Annotated in this window: 17 protein-coding genes and 2 riboswitches; of the genes, 14 read left to right on the top strand and 3 right to left on the bottom strand. The window is 51.2% G+C overall.

Features of this window, described 5'->3' with window-relative positions:
* Positions 1-36: 36 nt before the first annotated feature.
* The 11 genes from xylE to EDC33_RS07915 all read left to right on the top strand — a co-directional run bounded on the left by xylE (position 37) and on the right by EDC33_RS07915 (position 10,531).
* On the top strand, positions 37-1,428 hold the full coding sequence (gene xylE, locus EDC33_RS07965; protein ID WP_124010775.1) for a D-xylose transporter XylE: 1,392 nt from the start codon (positions 37-39) through the stop codon (positions 1,426-1,428).
* 85 nt (positions 1,429-1,513) lie between these two features.
* A complete protein-coding gene (locus EDC33_RS07960) occupies positions 1,514-2,074 on the top strand; it encodes a fumarylacetoacetate hydrolase family protein (protein ID WP_124010774.1) in 561 nt (186 codons plus the stop codon).
* A 1-nt stretch (position 2,075) separates the two neighbouring features.
* Positions 2,076-2,234, top strand: a complete 159-nt coding sequence (locus EDC33_RS07955) for a hypothetical protein (RefSeq protein WP_188358192.1) — start codon at positions 2,076-2,078, stop codon at positions 2,232-2,234.
* A gap of 154 nt (positions 2,235-2,388) precedes the next feature.
* A complete protein-coding gene (gene mhqE / locus EDC33_RS07950) occupies positions 2,389-3,348 on the top strand; it encodes a ring-cleaving dioxygenase MhqE (protein WP_124010773.1) in 960 nt (319 codons plus the stop codon).
* Positions 3,349-3,366: 18 nt separating this feature from the next.
* Entirely contained in the window at positions 3,367-3,960 is a 594-nt protein-coding gene (locus EDC33_RS07945) for an alpha/beta hydrolase (RefSeq protein ID WP_124010772.1), read from the top strand.
* A 263-nt stretch (positions 3,961-4,223) separates the two neighbouring features.
* Complete coding sequence (locus tag EDC33_RS07940; protein ID WP_031545578.1) at positions 4,224-5,276, top strand: 2,3-butanediol dehydrogenase; 1,053 nt, start codon at positions 4,224-4,226, stop codon at positions 5,274-5,276.
* A gap of 86 nt (positions 5,277-5,362) precedes the next feature.
* Positions 5,363-5,560 carry a PLDc N-terminal domain-containing protein gene (locus EDC33_RS07935; protein WP_124010771.1) on the top strand — a complete coding sequence of 66 codons (198 nt, stop codon included), beginning with the start codon at positions 5,363-5,365 and terminating at the stop codon, positions 5,558-5,560.
* Between the two features lies 1 nt (position 5,561).
* The gene (locus EDC33_RS07930; protein WP_124010770.1) at positions 5,562-6,440 is read left to right on the top strand and encodes an ABC transporter ATP-binding protein; all 879 of its coding nucleotides are present in this window, start codon (positions 5,562-5,564) and stop codon (positions 6,438-6,440) included.
* Entirely contained in the window at positions 6,437-7,207 is a 771-nt protein-coding gene (locus tag EDC33_RS07925) for an ABC transporter permease (protein ID WP_124010769.1), read from the top strand. The genes EDC33_RS07930 and EDC33_RS07925 overlap by 4 nt, the downstream gene beginning before the upstream one ends.
* Before the next feature lie 241 nt (positions 7,208-7,448).
* A riboswitch (SAM riboswitch) is annotated at positions 7,449-7,549 on the top strand.
* 85 nt (positions 7,550-7,634) lie between these two features.
* Complete coding sequence (locus tag EDC33_RS07920; RefSeq protein WP_124010768.1) at positions 7,635-9,014, top strand: LLM class flavin-dependent oxidoreductase; 1,380 nt, start codon at positions 7,635-7,637, stop codon at positions 9,012-9,014.
* A gap of 20 nt (positions 9,015-9,034) precedes the next feature.
* Positions 9,035-10,531: a sodium:solute symporter family transporter gene (locus EDC33_RS07915; RefSeq protein ID WP_124010767.1), complete on the top strand. Its 1,497-nt coding sequence runs from the start codon at positions 9,035-9,037 to the stop codon at positions 10,529-10,531.
* 142 nt (positions 10,532-10,673) lie between these two features.
* On the opposite strand, the gene EDC33_RS07910 is transcribed toward EDC33_RS07915, so the two are convergent.
* A complete protein-coding gene (locus EDC33_RS07910) occupies positions 10,674-11,783 on the bottom strand; it encodes a M20 metallopeptidase family protein (protein WP_124010766.1) in 1,110 nt (369 codons plus the stop codon).
* Between the two features lie 164 nt (positions 11,784-11,947).
* Here EDC33_RS07910 and EDC33_RS07905 point away from each other — a divergent pair, with 164 nt between their 5' ends.
* Positions 11,948-13,477 (top strand): AbgT family transporter, encoded by a 1,530-nt coding sequence (locus tag EDC33_RS07905; RefSeq protein ID WP_124010765.1) that lies wholly within the window; start codon positions 11,948-11,950, stop codon positions 13,475-13,477.
* Positions 13,478-13,496: 19 nt separating this feature from the next.
* On the top strand, positions 13,497-14,669 hold the full coding sequence (locus EDC33_RS07900; protein WP_124010764.1) for an amidohydrolase: 1,173 nt from the start codon (positions 13,497-13,499) through the stop codon (positions 14,667-14,669).
* A 240-nt stretch (positions 14,670-14,909) separates the two neighbouring features.
* On the opposite strand, the gene EDC33_RS07895 is transcribed toward EDC33_RS07900, so the two are convergent.
* The gene (locus tag EDC33_RS07895) at positions 14,910-16,202 is read right to left on the bottom strand and encodes a Na+/H+ antiporter NhaC family protein (protein ID WP_170156383.1); all 1,293 of its coding nucleotides are present in this window, start codon (positions 16,200-16,202) and stop codon (positions 14,910-14,912) included.
* An 83-nt stretch (positions 16,203-16,285) separates the two neighbouring features.
* Positions 16,286-16,385: riboswitch (SAM riboswitch) on the bottom strand.
* A gap of 165 nt (positions 16,386-16,550) precedes the next feature.
* Between EDC33_RS07895 and EDC33_RS07890 the strand changes: the two genes are divergently transcribed.
* The gene (locus EDC33_RS07890) at positions 16,551-17,066 is read left to right on the top strand and encodes a thioredoxin domain-containing protein (protein ID WP_124010763.1); all 516 of its coding nucleotides are present in this window, start codon (positions 16,551-16,553) and stop codon (positions 17,064-17,066) included.
* A gap of 150 nt (positions 17,067-17,216) precedes the next feature.
* Here EDC33_RS07890 and EDC33_RS07885 read toward each other — a convergent pair whose 3' ends face one another.
* Entirely contained in the window at positions 17,217-18,236 is a 1,020-nt protein-coding gene (locus tag EDC33_RS07885; RefSeq protein WP_188358194.1) for an NAD(P)/FAD-dependent oxidoreductase, read from the bottom strand.
* Positions 18,237-18,324: the final 88 nt, after the last annotated feature.

Below are 18,324 nucleotides of genomic sequence, written 5' to 3'. Positions count from 1 at the left end.
TTAAGTATAGGTTCAAGATAAAGGGGTTTTCATATTATGGCGCAACACTATAACAGAGGTTTCATCGTTGCAATCACTCTGATTGCAACACTGGGTGGGTTATTATTCGGTTACGATACCGCAGTCATTTCCGGGGCTGAACAATCGCTTCAGAAGTACATAACTGCGGATTACAATTCGTTCATCCATGGGGTGACGGTCTCCAGTGCCCTCATCGGTTGTGTAATCGGCGGGCTGTTGTCCGGTCGGATTGCTGCAGCTTTCGGACGTAAGAGATCACTGCAGTTGGCAGCACTGCTGCTGATGGTTTCTGCATTTCTTTCCGCCTATCCTGAACTTATTTTCTTTGAGGTCGGAGAGTCGGGTCTCGCCCTGCTCATCATGTTCAACATCTATCGTATTATAGGGGGGATCGGGGTCGGACTTGCCTCAGCCGTTTCTCCGATGTTCATAAGTGAGATGGCACCTTCGGGCATCAGGGGTCGTCTGGTTTCATGGAACCAGTTCGCCATCATATTCGGGATGCTCGTCGTCTACTTCGTCAACTATGCCATTACATTCGGACAGTCGGACTTATGGATCGACGATATGGGCTGGAGATACATGTTCGCATCAGAAGCAGTGCCGGCATTGGTCTTCTTCCTCTTGCTGTTCATGGTACCTGAAACCCCGCGCCATCTGACATTGAACGATGAAGAAGACAAGGCTTTGACGGTGCTGAACAGAATCTACCGCTCACCATCCCATGCCAAAAAGATTCTGGCGAACATCAAATCAACGAAAGATGGACAGAGCGAGCAGAAGACGCCGCTATTCACTTTCGGCAAGAAGGTCATCATCATCGGCATCTTGATCTCCTTCTTCCAGCAGTTCATCGGCATAAATGTGGCACTGTACTATGCACCACGTATATTTGCAGATCTCGGTGCAGGTGCAAACGCATCGATGGTACAGACAGTTGTGATGGGGCTTGTGAATGTCATATTCACACTCGTTGCCATCATGTATGTAGATAAGTTCGGCCGTAAGCCGCTGCTCATCATAGGTTCAACTGGTATGGCAGTGGGCATGATGGGTGTAAGTACGCTTGCAGGTTTCGGCATCATCGGCATTTCAACCCTTGTATTCATCGTCATCTACACAGCCTCATTCATGATGAGTTGGGGACCGATTGCCTGGGTGCTCCTTTCCGAGATATTCCCGAACAGGGTCCGGAGCAGTGCGATGGCCATAGCGGTAGCGGTGCAGTGGCTGGCGAACTTCACAATCACTTCCTTCTATCCTTTCATGATGGAAATAAGCGGAGCCATGACATACGGCTTCTATGCTCTGATGTGTGTCCTTTCAGGTCTCTTCGTATGGAAGTTCGTTCCTGAAACGAAAGGGAAAACGTTGGAAGAGCTTGAAGAGCTGTGGGTAAAGAGATGATCATAAAAATTTCTTACAATACAATCTCTACGAAGTGGTAGATATATTGAAGGCTTGGACTACGGTCCGAGCTTTTTTATTTTTAATGAAAATACTTTTCGGTGCGGAGGTTACAGAGCATTCGGATATAAATGAAGACAACCTGCATGGGTATGTGGCGGGGCTTGTCATCACCAATGACATATCGGCACGTGACATACAACTGCCTCAGGGCCAGTGGCTGAAGGGTAAGAGCTATCGTACATTCTGTCCGACAGGTCCATACCTGTATCTGCTTGATGAGGAGGAAATGCCACTCATCCATGAGCTGGAACTTGATCTATGGGTCAACGATGACCTGCGCCAGTCCGCAAACACGGACCAGCTTCTGTTCAAGCCTGCAGAGACGCTGGTGGAGCTTGCCGGCATCATGGATCTCTCAAGAGGCGACCTCGTCATGACTGGAACGACCGGCGGTGTCGCAATGAATCTGACACCTGAGCTCCTCGGCAAAGTGACGAGCCTTGCGATGCCGGGTCAGGATAAGATCGACATGTTGGTTGAAGATCAGGAAGGCAACGGAAGATATCTGAAGGATGGGGATGTGATCCGCCGGTGCCATCATCGACAGCCGGAAAGTTGCGCCCCAGGATTTCGATCTCCCTGAAGTGAAGATGGAAGTCTTCAAGAACGGCGAGAAGATTGATGAGGGGCAGGGTGCGGCCGTACTCGGCAACCCGCTCAAAGCGGTCGTCTGGCTGGCCGAAGCCCTGCATCAATATGGCATCTCACTTAAGGCCGATGAGGTCTCTGCATCTTTCAAATGATCATATACAAGAATGGACTCCCCTCAAGGTTGGACTTTGAGGGGAGTTTGATTTTACTTGCCTCCCTACCTGGGTAGGATATATAAGCAGACATCTTGATAATATCTCGAATTCGAGATATTATATACGTATCAACTCTTGGAGGGATTCTATTATGAAAAACGAAGGACTGCTCGGCATACACCATGTCACAGCAATGACGGATGACGCGGTGAGAAATTATGAGTTCTTTACAGATGTTTTGGGCATGCGTCTTGTGAAGAAGACGGTGAACCAGGATGACATACACACGTACCACACATTTTTTGCGGATGATGTCGGTTCGCCGGGAACGGATATGACATTCTTTGACTTCCCGAACAACCCGAAAGGATCGCCTGGGTCGAACTCCATCTATAGAACGGCATTCAGGGTGCCGGATGATGCGGCGATCGAATACTACAGGGATCGCTTCGATGAATTCGGGGTGAAGCATGACGGCGTTCAGGAGCTCTTCGGCAAGAAGGTGCTGCCGTTCGAGGAGTCTGATGGACAGAAGTACCAGCTGATTTCCGATGAAAAGAATGAAGGGGTCGCACCCGGAATTCCATGGAAGAATGGACCTGTACCTGAGGACAAGGCGATATACGGCCTCGGACCGATTGAGATCCACATCAGTTACTTCGAGGATTTCAAGAAGGTGCTGACGGATGTCTATGGCATGAAGCCGGTTGTGGAAGAGCCGGACGTGGCCCTTCTCGACGTTGGTGAAGGTGGCAACGGCGGTCAGGTCATCCTGAGGAAGGACGAGTCTGAATCTGCGATGCAGGGTTATGGTGAAGTGCACCATGTATCGTTCAGGGTGGCGGACCATGAAGTGATCAAAAAATGGGAAGATAAGTATAACGAAATCGGCATGCGTCATTCCGGCAATGTGGACCGCTTCTACTTTGAGGCGCTATATACGCGGGTAGGACACATCCTGATTGAACTGTCCACCGACGGCCCAGGGTTCATGGATGACGAACCGTATGAAACGCTCGGCGAAAGCCTCGCATTGCCGCCTTTCCTCGAGGAGCGGCGCGAGTATATCGAAAATCAGGTTCGTCCATTCGATACGAAGCGTTCGAAATAGAATTAAGGAGTGTTATCAATGAAGCATATATATAATGAAAATAAAAAAGGTGCACCGGTATTCGTACTGCTGCACGGCACCGGCGGTACGGAGCATGACCTCCTGCCGCTCGCAGGGATGCTCAACCCGGAGTATAACGTTCTCAGTGTGAGGGGCAATGTTTCCGAAAATGGCATGAACCGCTACTTCAAGCGGCACGGGGAAGGACAGTATGATGTGGAAGACCTCAATTTCCGTGGCAAGGAACTGCATGACTTCATCGTTGAATCATCCGAAGACTATGGATTCGATGTCCGTGACGTAATCTTCGTCGGATTCTCCAACGGTTCGAACATCGCCATCAACATGATGCTGAGGGAAGATACCGACTACAGGAAGGCGATTCTTTTTGCACCGCTCTATCCTGTTACAATCGACCATGATAAGGACCTCAGTGGTGCGGAAGTATTCCTCTCCATGGGCAGGAATGATCCGATGGCACCAGAAGAGGAAAGCAAGCGCGTCATCGAGCTGTTCGAATCACGCGGAGCCGATGTGACCACCACCTGGGTGAATGGACACAGTCTACCTCAGGAAGCTGCGATGAAGGCGAAAGAATGGCTGGGTAGATAATTCAAGTAAAAGGGTGCATATCGAATAAGAGCCTAGTAAAAGTGACTCGTTTCTTATTTACGATATGCATCATCTTTTTAATGTTTATCTCGAATTCGAGGTAATTATATGATATACTTCGAATTCGAGATAAATATGGCCGACCCATCATAAATAGGCAATTTATTATGGAAAACGGGGCGGGCAACTACATAATCATTTACATTATCAGACGGATGGGTGTATAATGATTGTGAAAGATATAACAAATAGGAGGGCTTTATATGCGTGCAGCAGTATTTCACGATGCAAAGGATATTCGCGTAGAAGACGTTGAAACACCGGAAATCAGTGAAGGTAAAGTTAAGGTCAAAGTTGCCTGGGCCGGCATTTGTGGCAGTGATCTCCATGAGTATAACGCTGGTCCCATCTTCATCCCGAAAGGGGAAGCATCTCCGATGACCGGCAGAAAGGCACCGCTGACCATGGGCCATGAGTTTTCAGGTACTGTGGAGGAAGTCGGTGCAGGTGTTGAAGGCCTTAAGGCTGGAGACAAGGTGACGATCAATCCGCTCATCACCCAGGAAGTGCATGATGAACCGCTGGTCGACATGTACAAGGGGTTCACTTTCGTGGGTCTCGGCAGTGACGGCGGATTTGCCGACTATGTTGTTGTAGACAGGAAAAATATAGTGAAACTTGAAGATGACACTTCCCTCGAACTCGGTGCACTTGTCGAACCGACAGCTGTTGCCCTTCAGGCAATCCGAGAATCCGAAATGCAGTTCAGCGACTCAGTTGCAGTATTCGGAGCGGGTCCAATCGGACTGCTGACGATCATTGCCGCCCGGGCTGCGGGTGCAAAGGACATCTTTGCATTCGACCTCAGCGATGAACGTCTTAAGAAGGCGAAGGAAGTCGGCGCGACACATGTGGTCAATTCCGGCAATGAAGATCCGATCGATTATATTCATGAGTACTATCCCGACGGTGTTGACCGGACATTCGAAGTGGCTGGTGTCGGTGTGACAGTCGACCAGTCCATCCAGGCGACACGTGCGCGCGGCATGGTGACGCTCGTCTCCATCTTCGAAAAGCCGATTGAATTCAATCCGATGTCCCTCACCGCAAGCGGTGTACGTATCGCATCCACTCTGGCCTACGAGCCGGACATTTTTGAGGCGACGGTCAAGATGATGGAAAGTGGACAGATCGATCCATTCCCGGTCATCACCGACCACATCGAATTGAACGAAATCGTCGACAAGGGATTTGAGGCCCTGCTGAATGACAAGAGCCAGTCCAAAATTCTTGTGAAACTCAGTGGCGACAAGTAAATATATTTTCCAGCCATGGCAATAATTGATGTTGTCATGGCTGTTTTTTTATATAATGGAGGAGAGTGATAGGGAGGGGTGGCCATATGAATATGGATGTACAGGAATATCTGCCGTTCTTGATACCACTGCTTCTGCTGCAGCTGGTATTGATGGTGACTGCGCTGGTGATGATCATCAGGCAGGAGCATTTCAAGTATTTGAATAAGGTGGTCTGGATCATCGTCGTGCTCGTTCTGAACATCATCGGACCGATCCTATACTTCGTACTGGAGCGCAGATGATATGAGAATACTTAAGATTGAAGGGCTGAAGAAGACGTTCAACGATAAGACGGTGATCGAGGATCTGAACCTTGAAGTTGCAGAAAATGAAATCTATGGATTCATCGGCAGCAATGGTGCCGGCAAGACGACTACGATGAAGATGGTGCTCGGCCTGTTGAAGTCGGACGGTGGAGAGATATATGTCTGCGGTGAAAAAGTTCGGTTCGGGGATACACCGACGAACCGTCATGTCGGCTATCTGCCGGATGTGCCGGAATTCTATACTTATATGAATGCGGAGGAGTATCTGAAGCTGTGTGCCGACATCACCCGGATGGGGAAGGCGGAGCAGCGTGAACGGATTGATGCACTCCTCAAGCTGGTCGGGCTCCGCGGAGAGAAGGCGCGGATCAGGAACTATTCACGCGGGATGAAGCAACGACTCGGCATTGCACAGGCGCTAATCCACCGGCCGAAGCTCCTGATCTGCGATGAACCGACGAGTGCCCTCGATCCGAAGGGACGGATGGAGATACTGAAGATATTGAAGGAGATCACAAAAGAGACGACGGTCATCTTCTCCACGCATATACTGACCGACGTCGAGCGTATTTCCGACAGGGTCGGGATCCTGTATGAGGGGAAGATCGTGAAGGAGATCGACCTTTCCAAGGAATCCCTCGGCGAAAAGGGTATCGTCGTCGAATTTGATCAGGAATCTTATGATAAAATTTCACCGGCACTTGATATGCGTCACATAGGCGGGGCATCATATGTCATAGAGGACCATTCCCTGCAGGAAATCTATGGTGTACTGCATGCGCATGGAGTATACCCGGAAAGAATAGTGAAGGAACGGAAATCTCTTGAGGATGTTTACCTGGAGGTGACCACATGAGCCAGATGGTGCCGCTTTTCAAAAAGGAGCTCATCGAATCGTGGCGCAACTTCAAGTTTGCGGCGATCGTCATCGTATTTTCGATCATTGGGATACTCAGTCCGTTCACGGCGCTCATATTGCCTGATATACTCGGCATGGTCATGGACGACTCGGGCGTTACGGTCGACATTCCTGAATCTACGTCACTGGATTCCTACATGCAGTTCTTCAGCAACATGAACCAGATGGGACTGGTGATCTTCGTCATCGTCTTCGGCAGCATCCTCACGCATGAATTCACCCGCAACACGCTGGTGAACCTGGTGACCAAGGGGCTGAAGCGGACGTATGTGATTGTGGTCAAAGCTTCATTCCTCATGCTCGTTTGGACTGTGGGATATGTCATCAGTGCACTGGTGGCCTATGCATACACGATCTACTACTGGGATGAGCCGGTGGACCATCTCTTGTTGGCATTCAGTATGACGTGGTTATACGGTCTATTCATCATCAGCCTCATTCTGTTAGCTTCAACCCTCTTCACGAACAGCTTCATCGCAGTGCTGTTCAGTGTTGTCGCAGTCGTCATCGTGATGCTGATGGCGGGGATTCATCCGGATATCGCAGAATATCTGCCACAATATCTGATCGGCAACAATGTGGGTCTTCTTGCAGGGGAGATTGCTGCAGGAGATGTAGTTTGGCCGATGGTAATCACTGCAGCAGTGAGCCTGGTGTTCATACTTCTGGCCGTAATCAGGTTTAAAAAGGTGCCGATGAATTGATATTTCCCGGGAAATTAATAAAGGCGAATATTCTTCACTGTCATTTTACGATGATAATGAGGATGTTCGTCTTTTTTGCTTTTCATTCTGAACATAACGTTAGATGATACTGGCTGATATTTGATTTTTTATGCTTGTGAACAGACGGAAATTTAATTCCTACTAAAAAAATAAGATTTAGTATTGACATTGATTCAGCCATGGGATATATTAGTCGACATAACTTAATAAATTCAGAAAATTCTTATCAAGAGAGGTGGAGGGACTGGCCCTTTGAGACCTCGGCAACAGACCGTATGTGAACTGTGCCAATTCCAGTAGCGACTTGCTAGAAGATGAGAAGGGATGGTCTATTCTATAAATAAAGCCCCTCTTCTTATCTACAGGAAGCAGGGGCTTTTCACTATCAAAAATCGGAGGTATGAACATGTCAAAAAAACAGATCCATCTCAACGGATTCATCCAAAATTCACCGTCCCCCCATTCCACGGGTCTCTGGAAGCATGAAAAGGACCAGGGGACACGCCACAATCGTCTGGACTATTGGACCGGTACAGCAAAGACGCTGGAACGCGGTAAATTCGATGCGCTCTTCATTGCGGATGTCCTCGGCACCTACAGCGTCTACGGCAACAGTCATGACGCAGCAGCGAAGCACGCAGTCCAGCTTCCCGCCCATGATCCGACACTTGTGATTCCTGCCATGGCGGCCGTCACGAAGCATCTTGGCTTCGCGCCGACGATTTCGACTACATACGCACAGCCCTATTCATTGGCCCGCCAACTGTCGACGCTGGATCATCTGACGGAAGGCCGGGTGGCATGGAATGTCGTGACTTCATATCTTGAGAGCGAGGCGGTGAATATGGGGCTCGAACAGCGTCTGCCGAAGGAGATGCGCTATAACCGTGCAGACGAATTCCTCGAAGTCGTGTACAAGCTCTGGGAGGACAGCTGGGAAGCGGATGCGGTCCAATATGACAGGGAGAAGGACACGTTTGCCGACCCGGATAAGGTGCACATGATCAACCACCGCGGTGAATTCTTCAATGTGCCGGGCCCCCACCTTGTGGAACCTTCGCCCCAGAGGACGCCAGTGCTCTTCCAGGCGGGTGCCTCACCGAAGGGGAGAGACTTCGCAGCAAAGCATGCGGAAGCGGTCTTCACGAAGAATCATTCGCTCGAAGCGCTGGCAGCCTATGTGAAGGATATCAGGGAACGTACGGTGGCCCAGGGCAGGAATGGAGATGACGTCAAAGTGTTTCCGATGATCCTGCCGATCATCGGGGAGACCGAGGCGGAAGCCTATGAGAAGTATGAAGCACTCCAGGACAGCGTGAGCTATGAAGGCACGGCATCCCTCCTGTCCGGCCATACGGGCATCGACTTCTCCCAGTATGATCCGGACCAGTATATCGAGGATATCGAAACCGAAGCGGTGCAGGGGAACCTCGACATGTATACGAAGGACCCGAACCGCAAATGGACATTGCGTGAAGCAATCAAGAACCACGGCCTCGGCAACGGGACCGTGAAGTTCATCGGTACGCCTGCCCAGATTGCCGACCGGATAGAAGAGTGGGCCACAGAGGGCGACGCAGATGGATTCAACATCGCCCAGACCTATTCGCCGGGCACGTTTGAAGAGTTCGTCGACCTTGTCGTACCTGAACTGCAGGCGCGCGGCATCTACCGCACGGAATATGAAGGGGAGACGCTCAGGGAGAATATGTTCGGAAAAGGAAGGAAACATCTTGCAGACAATCATCCCGCAAAGAGGCCAAGCCTTGCAGGGCAGTGGCACTAGGGTAGGGAAAGGAGACACATATGGAACAGATAACTTTATATACTTGGATCGGCTTTTCCGCATTCCTTCTACTGATGCTTGCGGTCGGCTATCTGAGTTCAAGAAAAATGAAGACCATCGGTGATTTTGCGACAGGCGGCGGCAAGCTTGGTCCATATGTACTGGGCTTTTCATTCGCCGCAACGTATTTAAGTGCAGCAACCTTCCTCGGGTATCCGGGATGGTCCCATGAGTGGGGGCTGTCCAACCTCTGGCTGTTCCTGGCCATGATCGGTGGTGGACCGATCGGTGTACTCATGGTCGCCAAAAAGGTGCGTAAGCTGAATACGAAGCAGAAATCCCTGTCCCTGCCGGATTGGCTGGGGGATTTCTATAATAGTGACATCCTGCGGGTTGGGACGGCCCTCATCCTGCTGTTCAACATATTCTACATCGCCGCCCAGTTCGTTGCAGGTGCACGGATATTTGAGTATCTGCTCGGCATGTCCTATACGACCGGCCTCATTCTCATCGCAGCCATCGTCGTCGTCTATGTATTTGCAGGCGGTGCCCTGGCCGACATATATACCGATGCCATCCAGGCCGTGCTGATGGCGGTCACAGCCATCGTCATATTCATCTCGGGCATCGTCATATTCTGGCGCGGGAGCATCACGGATACATTTTCCGGTATTTCAGGCAACCTTGCTTCACAGAATGAAAATCTCGTGAGGGTATTCAATCCCGAATCCTTCCACTTCTATTCCTTTGGGGCCGTATTCGGCGCCATCGCCATCCAGTGGGCGTTCGCTTCCGCTCCGCACCTGTTCAATAAGGTGCTCGGACTGAAGCATGAGAAGGATCTCGGCAAGATGATTGCGACCTACGTCGTCGTCGCTTCCCTATGTGTGCTTGTCCTCTTCGGAGGCCTATACAGCCGGGCGGCACTCGGCGATTCGGTTGCTGCAGCGGACCTGGCACTCGTCGACTACATCATCTGGGCCTTCCCCGCCATCTTCGTCGCATTTTTCGGCGTCGTCATCCTGGCTGCTGCGATGTCCACGACGGACGGCATCTTCGTATCCATTTCGACGGTGTTCGCCAATGATATCTTCCTGAAGTTCTTGGTGAAGCGCAGAATCGTCAAGGTGAGCGATGAAAAAGCACAGCGCATCGCCTTCCAGATCAGTCGCATGACCGTTCCGGTCATCGGTCTGCTGGCATTGCTCATCGTCATCCGCCCGCCTGAATATATGGGTGACGTCATGTGGATCGGCATCTCCGGCATCGCTGCCGGAACGATGGGGCCGATACTGCAGGCTGTCTATGCGAAACGGCGGGCACCGGCACGTGCTGCTGAGCTGTCGATGATCGTGGGCTTGGGCTCCTACCTGTTCCTCTATTTCAGCGGGATCATCCCAAGTACGATGTCGGCAGGGGCTGTGGCGACCTTCATCGGAATCGCCACCATCAATATCGCCTCATGGGTGCTCCACGCGTCCAGAGAGGTGAAACCGGCAGAAGAGGGGGGATCCTGATGTTCGTAAATGAAATGCTGTCCATATGGCTTTACGGGTTTGCTGGGGCGTTGACCTTCATCGGCCTGTTCATATGGAAGGGCTATATGAAGGAATAATAGAAGGACGCCATGCGAGTACTCGCATGGCGTCTTTATCATTATTATACATTTGCCAACATTTCAAACATATTACACCCTGTTTTTATATGCTCATCGATGAAATCATATTCTGAAGTGTGGAGGGGTGGGTGATTCTCCCCATTGCCGATATAGAAGTATGCAGCAGGGACTTCTTTGGCATAGTGGCCGAAATCTTCAGAGCCGCGGATTGCTTCCTGGAGTTCATTTACCTCGAGTCCGCATTCCCCAGCGGCCCAGCGCACTTCGTCGGCCATCGCCGAATCGTTCACGGTTTCAGGGAATTCATCCGAATACTCGAATGAAACCTTCATTCCACGATTCATCGCCTCCTCATGCGCAATGGTGATGATATCCGCCTTCAGCACCTCGAGTTCCTTTTCATGAAGGGCGCGGATGGTAAGCGACAGTTCCCCTTCATATGCCGCCATGCCGAAGTCGCGGGTGCCGATATCCACATTGACGATGGTAGCGAGCAGGAGGCTGCGGCTTGCTTCGGCCAGCTTTGGAATTTCATTGATGAGGCGTGCGATGGAATAGGACGGATTGATGCCGTCTTCCGGTGTGCTCGCATGGGCGGGCTTTCCCGTCATTCTGATGGTCATCCCTGTCGAGGCACACTGGAGGTTTCCATCTTTTATGTTGATCGACTGGTATGGCATGCCGCTCATATTATGGTAGCCATACATCCTGTCGATGTCCTCATCCTTAAGCAGGGGAAGACACTGCTTTGCCCCTTCCCCGGTCTCTTCAGCGGGCTGGAAAAGGAAGAAGATGTTGTTGCTGCAGCCTTTCTGGTCGATTTCGAGTGCAAAGGCTGCCAGGGTCGCCGAGTGGCCGTCATGGCCACATTTGTGTGCTTTGCCCGGGAATTTCGAAGCCCAGGGGACATCGATGGTTTCGTCCATCGGGAGTGCATCGAAATCTGCACGGAAGGCAATGCTGAGTCCATCAGCCCCACTGCGGTATGCGGCATAGAACCAGGTACCGCGGTTGATGATTTCAAGCGAAGTATGTCTCTTCAGAAAATCCATCAGATGCTGCTTCGTCCAGGTCTCTTCGTTCGAGAGTTCGGGGTTCGCATGCAGTTCATGACGCAGTTCTCTGGCGCGTTCAAAGTTGTTGATATCCATATCTCCACTCCTCATCAATATTCGTATATCTTCAAGAAAACTCTAGCATGCCGTCATCCATAAGTAAATTTATGATTGTTCTGAAAATTGGTCTTGTGGTTTAACGGGTTGTCTGCAATAATGTTACTATTATTTGAAATTTGAAAAAGAGGAAGGGTATACATATGGAAAACAATCAAAAAAGGGGAATCTTCAACCGTTTCCTTGATGTGGTCGAAAGGGTGGGGAATAAACTTCCCGATCCGATTGTACTGTTCATCATCCTGATGTTTACGATTCTCGGTGCCTCATTCATCGGCGGCATGCTCAAATGGGAAGCCGTAAACCCTGCAGACGGTGAAACGATCCAGGCGGTGAACCTGCTCAATGGGGAAGGAATCATCCGCATCTTCACGGAAGCAATTACAAACTTCAGTGAATTTCCACCACTTGGCATGGTGCTGGTCGTCATGATCGGTATCGGAATGGCCGAGAAATCAGGGTACTTCGAGACGGCCATGAAGCGGGCCATCGAAGTATCTCCACAGAAACTCATCCTGCCTGCCATCATCCTGGTCGGCATCGTCGGCAACGTTGCCGGTGACGCAGCGCCGATCATCCTGCCGCCGATTGCGGCGATGGTCGTCATGAAGCTCGGCTACCATCCGTTCGTCGGACTGGTCATGGCGTATGCTGCTTCACTTGGCGCATTCGCAGCCAACGTCATCCCGGGGATGACTGAAGCGCTGGCACTTGCGTTCACGGAACCTGCTGCCCAGCTGATCGACCCGGACTATACGGGCAGCCTGCTCATGAACTACTACTTTACGGCAGTGGCGACTGTATTCCTGCTCATCATCGTCTATTTCGTGACGATGAAGATTACAGTGCCGCGACTTGGTACATATGAAGGTCTGGAGACGGCGGATCATGAACCATTGGAGAAAAAAGAGGTCACGGCGCTCAGGTGGGCGAACATCTCCGCACTCCTGACATTCATCGTCTTCATGGTGCTGCTTCTGCCCGAGAATGCGATATTCCGTAATGCCGAAACGGGCTCCATCATCCAGGATTCCCCGTTCATGAATTCAATCATATTCATATTGACGATCTTCTTCTTCGTTCCGGGTCTCGTCTATGGCCTCAAGGCGGGCACGATCCGTTCGACGAAAGACTTCGGCAGCATGCTCGGGGATGCGATGGGTACGATGGGAAGCTATGTCGTCCTCGTATTCTTCGCTGCCCAGATGCTCGCCTACTTCAGCTGGAGCAACCTCGGGCCGATCATCGCCATCAAGGGGGCGAATGCGCTTGAGGCGGTGAACGCCTCCGGCATTCCGCTCATCATCGGCTTCATCCTGCTGGCCGGCCTCATCAACCTGCTGATCGGCAGTGCCTCGGCAAAATGGGCCATCCTGGCACCCGTATTCGTGCCGATGTTCATGCTGCTCGGCTATGACCCGGCATTCACGCAGATGCTCTACCGCATCGGGGATTCATTCACGAACCCGATCACACCGATGCTGCCGTATCTGCCTCTGCTGCTTGCATTTGCACAGCGCTACGATAAGAATGCGGGACTCGGCACACTGCTGTCGGCCCTGCTGCCGTATTCGATCGTCCTGTTCTTCGCATGGACGATACTGCTCATCGTATGGTACCTGATCGGCATACCTCTCGGTATCGATGGCCCGATCTACCTGCCTGAATCTTGATAATTGAGGAGAATGGAAAATGAACATGCAACAACAGATTGAGAATGTAATAGAAGAAGTCGTCACATGGCGCCGTACGATGCATAAGCATCCTGAACTGTCATTCCAGGAGCACTGGACAAGCGGCTATATAAAGTCGGAGCTTGAGAAAATGGGGGATATTGAAATCTCCCAGCCGACGGAAACGAGCATCCTCGGCATCATCAAAGGAGCGAAGCCAGGGCGGAAAATCGGTCTTCGGGCAGACATCGATGCACTCCCGGTTCAGGAAGAGCGTACAGACATCGATTTCGTCTCTAAAAATGACGGCGCGATGCACGCGTGCGGACATGATGGACATGCCGACATCCTGCTCGGGGCTGCTAAAGTGCTCGTGCAGAATATCGATGACCTTCATGGCGAAGTCTACCTGATTTTCCAGCATGCTGAGGAGGAACCGCCGGGCGGGGCGCAGGAAATGGTGGCGACCGGACTTTTTGATGATCTCGACTTCATCTATGGTCAGCATCTGTTCACGCCGATACCGACGGGCAAAATCGGCATTACGAATGGACCGATCACATCGAATTCCGACACATTCGACCTGAAAATCCAGGGGCGGGGCGGTCATGCTTCCCAACCCGAGAACTCGATCGACCCAATCGTCATCGGCGGCCAGGTCCTGAACCAGTTCCAGACAATCATTTCACGAATTGCATCACCGCTCGATTCCGCCGTTATCTCGACGACGAAATTCCATGCCGGCAGTGCGAAGAACATCATCCCGGACAGCGCGATGCTGGAAGGCAGCGTACGCACCATCAATGATGAGACACGGGAGATGGTCAGAGAGCGTATGGAAAAGGCGGTCAAAGGCATCTGCGACATGTATGGGGCAACTTATGACTTTTCATTCAACTACGGCTATTCCGCTGTAGTGAATGAAGATGCTGTGACGGACAGGGTCAGAAAGATGGCGACAGAGGAATTTGGGGACAAGGTATTTGAGTATCCGCTCGCAATGGGCGGGGAAGACTTCGCCGCCTTCTCCCGCATCATACCGGCGACCTACGCCTGGATCGGTGCAGGCAACAAGGAGAAGGATATGGAATATCCGCACCACCATCCGAAGTTCGGCATCGATGAAGACAGCTTCATCGACGGCGTGAAGATGATGGTCCTGACAGCATTTGAGATGACACAGCCTGAATAGTTTTGAACCAAAAGAGAAATGACCTGGTCCTAAGAGGACCAGGTCATTTCTGATGGAGGAGTGTTTTTCGTCCAGCTTGCCATCGTTTCGGCTGCGATGGTGAATTAGCGGTTTAACTTGCCGTCGTTTCGGCTGCGATGGTGAATTAGCGGTTTAACTTGCCATCGTTTCGGCTGCGATGGTGAATTGGCAGGTTAACTTGCCATCGTTTCGGTTGCGATGGTGAATAGGCGACCTCCGTTACGCATTCAGTCTCCTCGGGAAACCGATGAGTATCGCGATGATGCCGCAGATCAGGAGCATTGCGGGATAGATGGAATATGGAATCATGGCGACGGGTGAAATGGCGGCGAGGCCTGCAGCAGCGAGCATCTGTCCCCCGTAGGGGATGAGCCCCTGGAAGGCGGCGGCGAAGATGTCGAGCACACTCGCCGATTTCCTTCTGTCCACACCATATTCGTCGGCAATGTTCCTGGCCAGTGGCCCGGTGATGATGATGGAAATAGTATTGTTGGCGGTGCTGAGGTCTGTGGCACTGACGAGTGCGGCGATGCCGAATTCCGCACCCTTCCGGGAACGGATCCTGCTTGTGATAAAATGGAGCAGGTAGTCGATGCCGCCATAATGCTGGATCAGCGCAATGAGTCCACCGATCAGAATGGCGATGATGGCGATGTTCTGCATATTGCTGATGCCTTCACCGGCAGCGGCGACGAATGATGTGAATGTATAGGAACCATCAAGCACACCGACCAGCCCGGCAAAGACAATGCCTCCGGAAAGTACGATCAACACATTGACCCCGAGCAGGGCAATCACCAGAACGGCGAGATAGGGCAGTACTTTAAACAGGTTGTAGTCAAGGTCCGTCGCAGGGGTCGTCGACTGTCCGGATGAAATGAACCAGAGTATGATGACCGTCGCAATTGCGCCCGGCAGTACAATGAAGAAGTTCGTCTTGAACTTATCGGACATCTTGACTTCCTGCGACTGGGTGGAAACGATCGTCGTATCGGAGATGACCGACAGGTTGTCCCCGAACATGGCACCACCGATGACCGTGGCAAGTGCCAGCGCCAATGAAAGGTCTGTCTGTCCGGCTATGCCGATCGCAATGGGGGCGAGTGCCACAACCGTGCCTGTTGATGTCCCCATTGAAATGGAGATGAAGCAGCAGGTGATGAACAGCCCGATCAGCAGGAGGCTGCTCGGCAGGAGTGACAGGCCAAGGTTGACTGTGGATTCTACAGCACCCATGTTCTCGGCAACTTGTGAAAATGCACCGGCGAGCAGGAAGATGAGCACCATCAGCATGATGTTCTCCCGGCCGGCACCCCGGGTCAGGATGCCGATCTTTTCATTCAGCCGGTCTTTCGGTTTTATGAACATCGCTGCAACGATGGCGATGATGACTGCTACGGTGATCGGCATCGCCTGGAAGTCCCGGGCGATGATGCCGGTACCGATGAACAGCGCAACAAAAACGAGCAGGGGGAGCAGTGCAAGTGGATTGCCCCGTGTATTATCCTTCATGATGAAAAGCCTCCAATGGTTTGATGATGATCTGAGAAACAAAAAAGCCCACTTCATAGAAGAAGAGGGCAGAAATTCATCTCTTCTTATCTTCAAGCATTACGCTTCTGGAATTGGCACAGGCCCGCATGGGCTGCTGCCGAGGCTTCAAAGGGCCAGTCCCTCCACCTCTCTGGATAAGAATCATCTCATTTAATTTAAGACAAACTTTACCGCCTTTTTCCGGCACTGTCAATAGGATTGTACGCTTTATTTGAATAATTCAAAGCACAACATGAACGAATCTTCACAACGATTGCACTTTGCTCTATACTTGAGTGGCAAAAATAATATATTGGAGGGGATACCATGAATATGGAATATGCACCACCTTTAAGCTTTGGACCGGATGGGGCCAAAAAGCATGTTGAAGTTTTTCTTAACACCGCCTGTCCGTATTGCCTGAACTTCTTCCTGGCTGCGCACGAAGCTGTGATGCCGCGTGTCGAATCGGGGGAAGTACGCTACACCATCAAGCATTATGACAAACCGAAGGTGCGGCTGCTTCACGGAACGATAGCGAACCTTTTCATAGACTACAACCAGCCGAATGAAGCGTATGAAATCATGAAGTCCCTGTTCTTGACGCAGAAGGAATGGGCGCATCTCGACAGTGGGGAAATCGAACAGATGATGGAGCAGGAGTATGGCTGCCAGGAGCAGAGGAGCACGATGAACTTGAGCCTCGATATTACAAAGGAGGCGCTGGAACGTTCAATTTTGGTTGTTCCGACTGTCTTCATCAATGGCGAAAAATTCGAGTTCGACAGCATGAGTGAGCCAAGGCAGATATCTGAAAAGCTGGCAAATATACTGGATTGGTGAGTGACATATCTGCTGAAAACAACCAAGTCAAACTTACATCAAGGACAATGGAGGTACAATAAAAAGAAGCAGCTTTCGCTGCCATAAAGATGTCGGACTGGTCTGCCGGAAGGACGGAGGAGAGCCCGACATGAGAAGTCTATTGATTGATCAGTGCATTTTCCTTATCAGAGCCTTGTTCTTTTCCTTGAAGATGTCATTGTGTGAAGAGACCATGCCGTCTTCAGGGGCATCCGATTTGATGAATGTCTTCGCATGGTTTGCGGCCTGTGCGGCCTCTGTGAAGCATCCGGCGATCAGGCGGACTTTGCCGTCATAGACTACCTGGTCGCCGCAGGCATAGATGCCGGGCACAGGTGTGTCCGCGACGTCATGGGTCTTGATCATCTGATGGTCGTTGTATCTGATGTCGCCTTCAAGGGAAGTGAGGAATTCACAGTTCGATTCATAGCCGTGGCTGACAAGGACATCGTCGACATCGAGTGACAGGCCATTATTGAGTTTGACCGAGGCGATGGCATCACCCGCATCGTTCGGATGGAGCATCTCTATTTCACACTGCGCGCACATCTGAATATTATCTTTCCGGTGAAGGGAGGCGATCATCGCTTCATGCCCCTTCATTTCTTCACTCCTGTAGACCATCGTGACCGAGGCAGCGACTTCCGAGAGTGCATCCGCCCAGTCGACCGCCGTATTGCCGGCGCCTGAGATGAGCACATTCCGGTCTTTGAAGCGTTCGAGCCTTTTGACGGTATAGTGGAGGTTCGTCAGTTCGTATGCTTCAGCGCCTTCGATCTTCAACCTGACTGGAGTGAAGATGCCGCGTCCGGAGGCGATGATCAGTGTCCGGCTGTAGAAGGATCCCCGGTCGGTGACGGTTTCGAAATGGTCCGCGTGTCGGATGACCGATTGGCATGTAGTCGATACATGGATTTCAGGATGGAAGGTCTTTGCCTGGGTGATCATCTGCTGCTTGATGTCCTCGGCCGGCTGAGGGGGTATGCCACCGATGTCCCAGATTATCTTCTCGGGATATATATTGAGTTTTCCGCCAAGTTCCGAATGATGATCGATGAGCTGGACACTCATGCCGCGCAGCCCTGCATAGAAACTTGCATACAAACCTGCAGGCCCTCCGCCTATGATGAGTGTGTCAGAAATATTCATGGCCTTTCCTCTTTTCTATTGAAATATTCTCTATTCTCGTTTATTATATAGTCAATGAGAATGATTATCAATCTCGCGATTTCAAATA

It is taken from the genome of Salinicoccus roseus, from assembly GCF_003814515.1.
Lineage (GTDB): Bacteria > Bacillota > Bacilli > Staphylococcales > Salinicoccaceae > Salinicoccus > Salinicoccus roseus.
The sequence above is the reverse complement of the archived record's forward strand: the minus strand, read 5'-3'. Positions and strand labels throughout refer to the sequence as shown.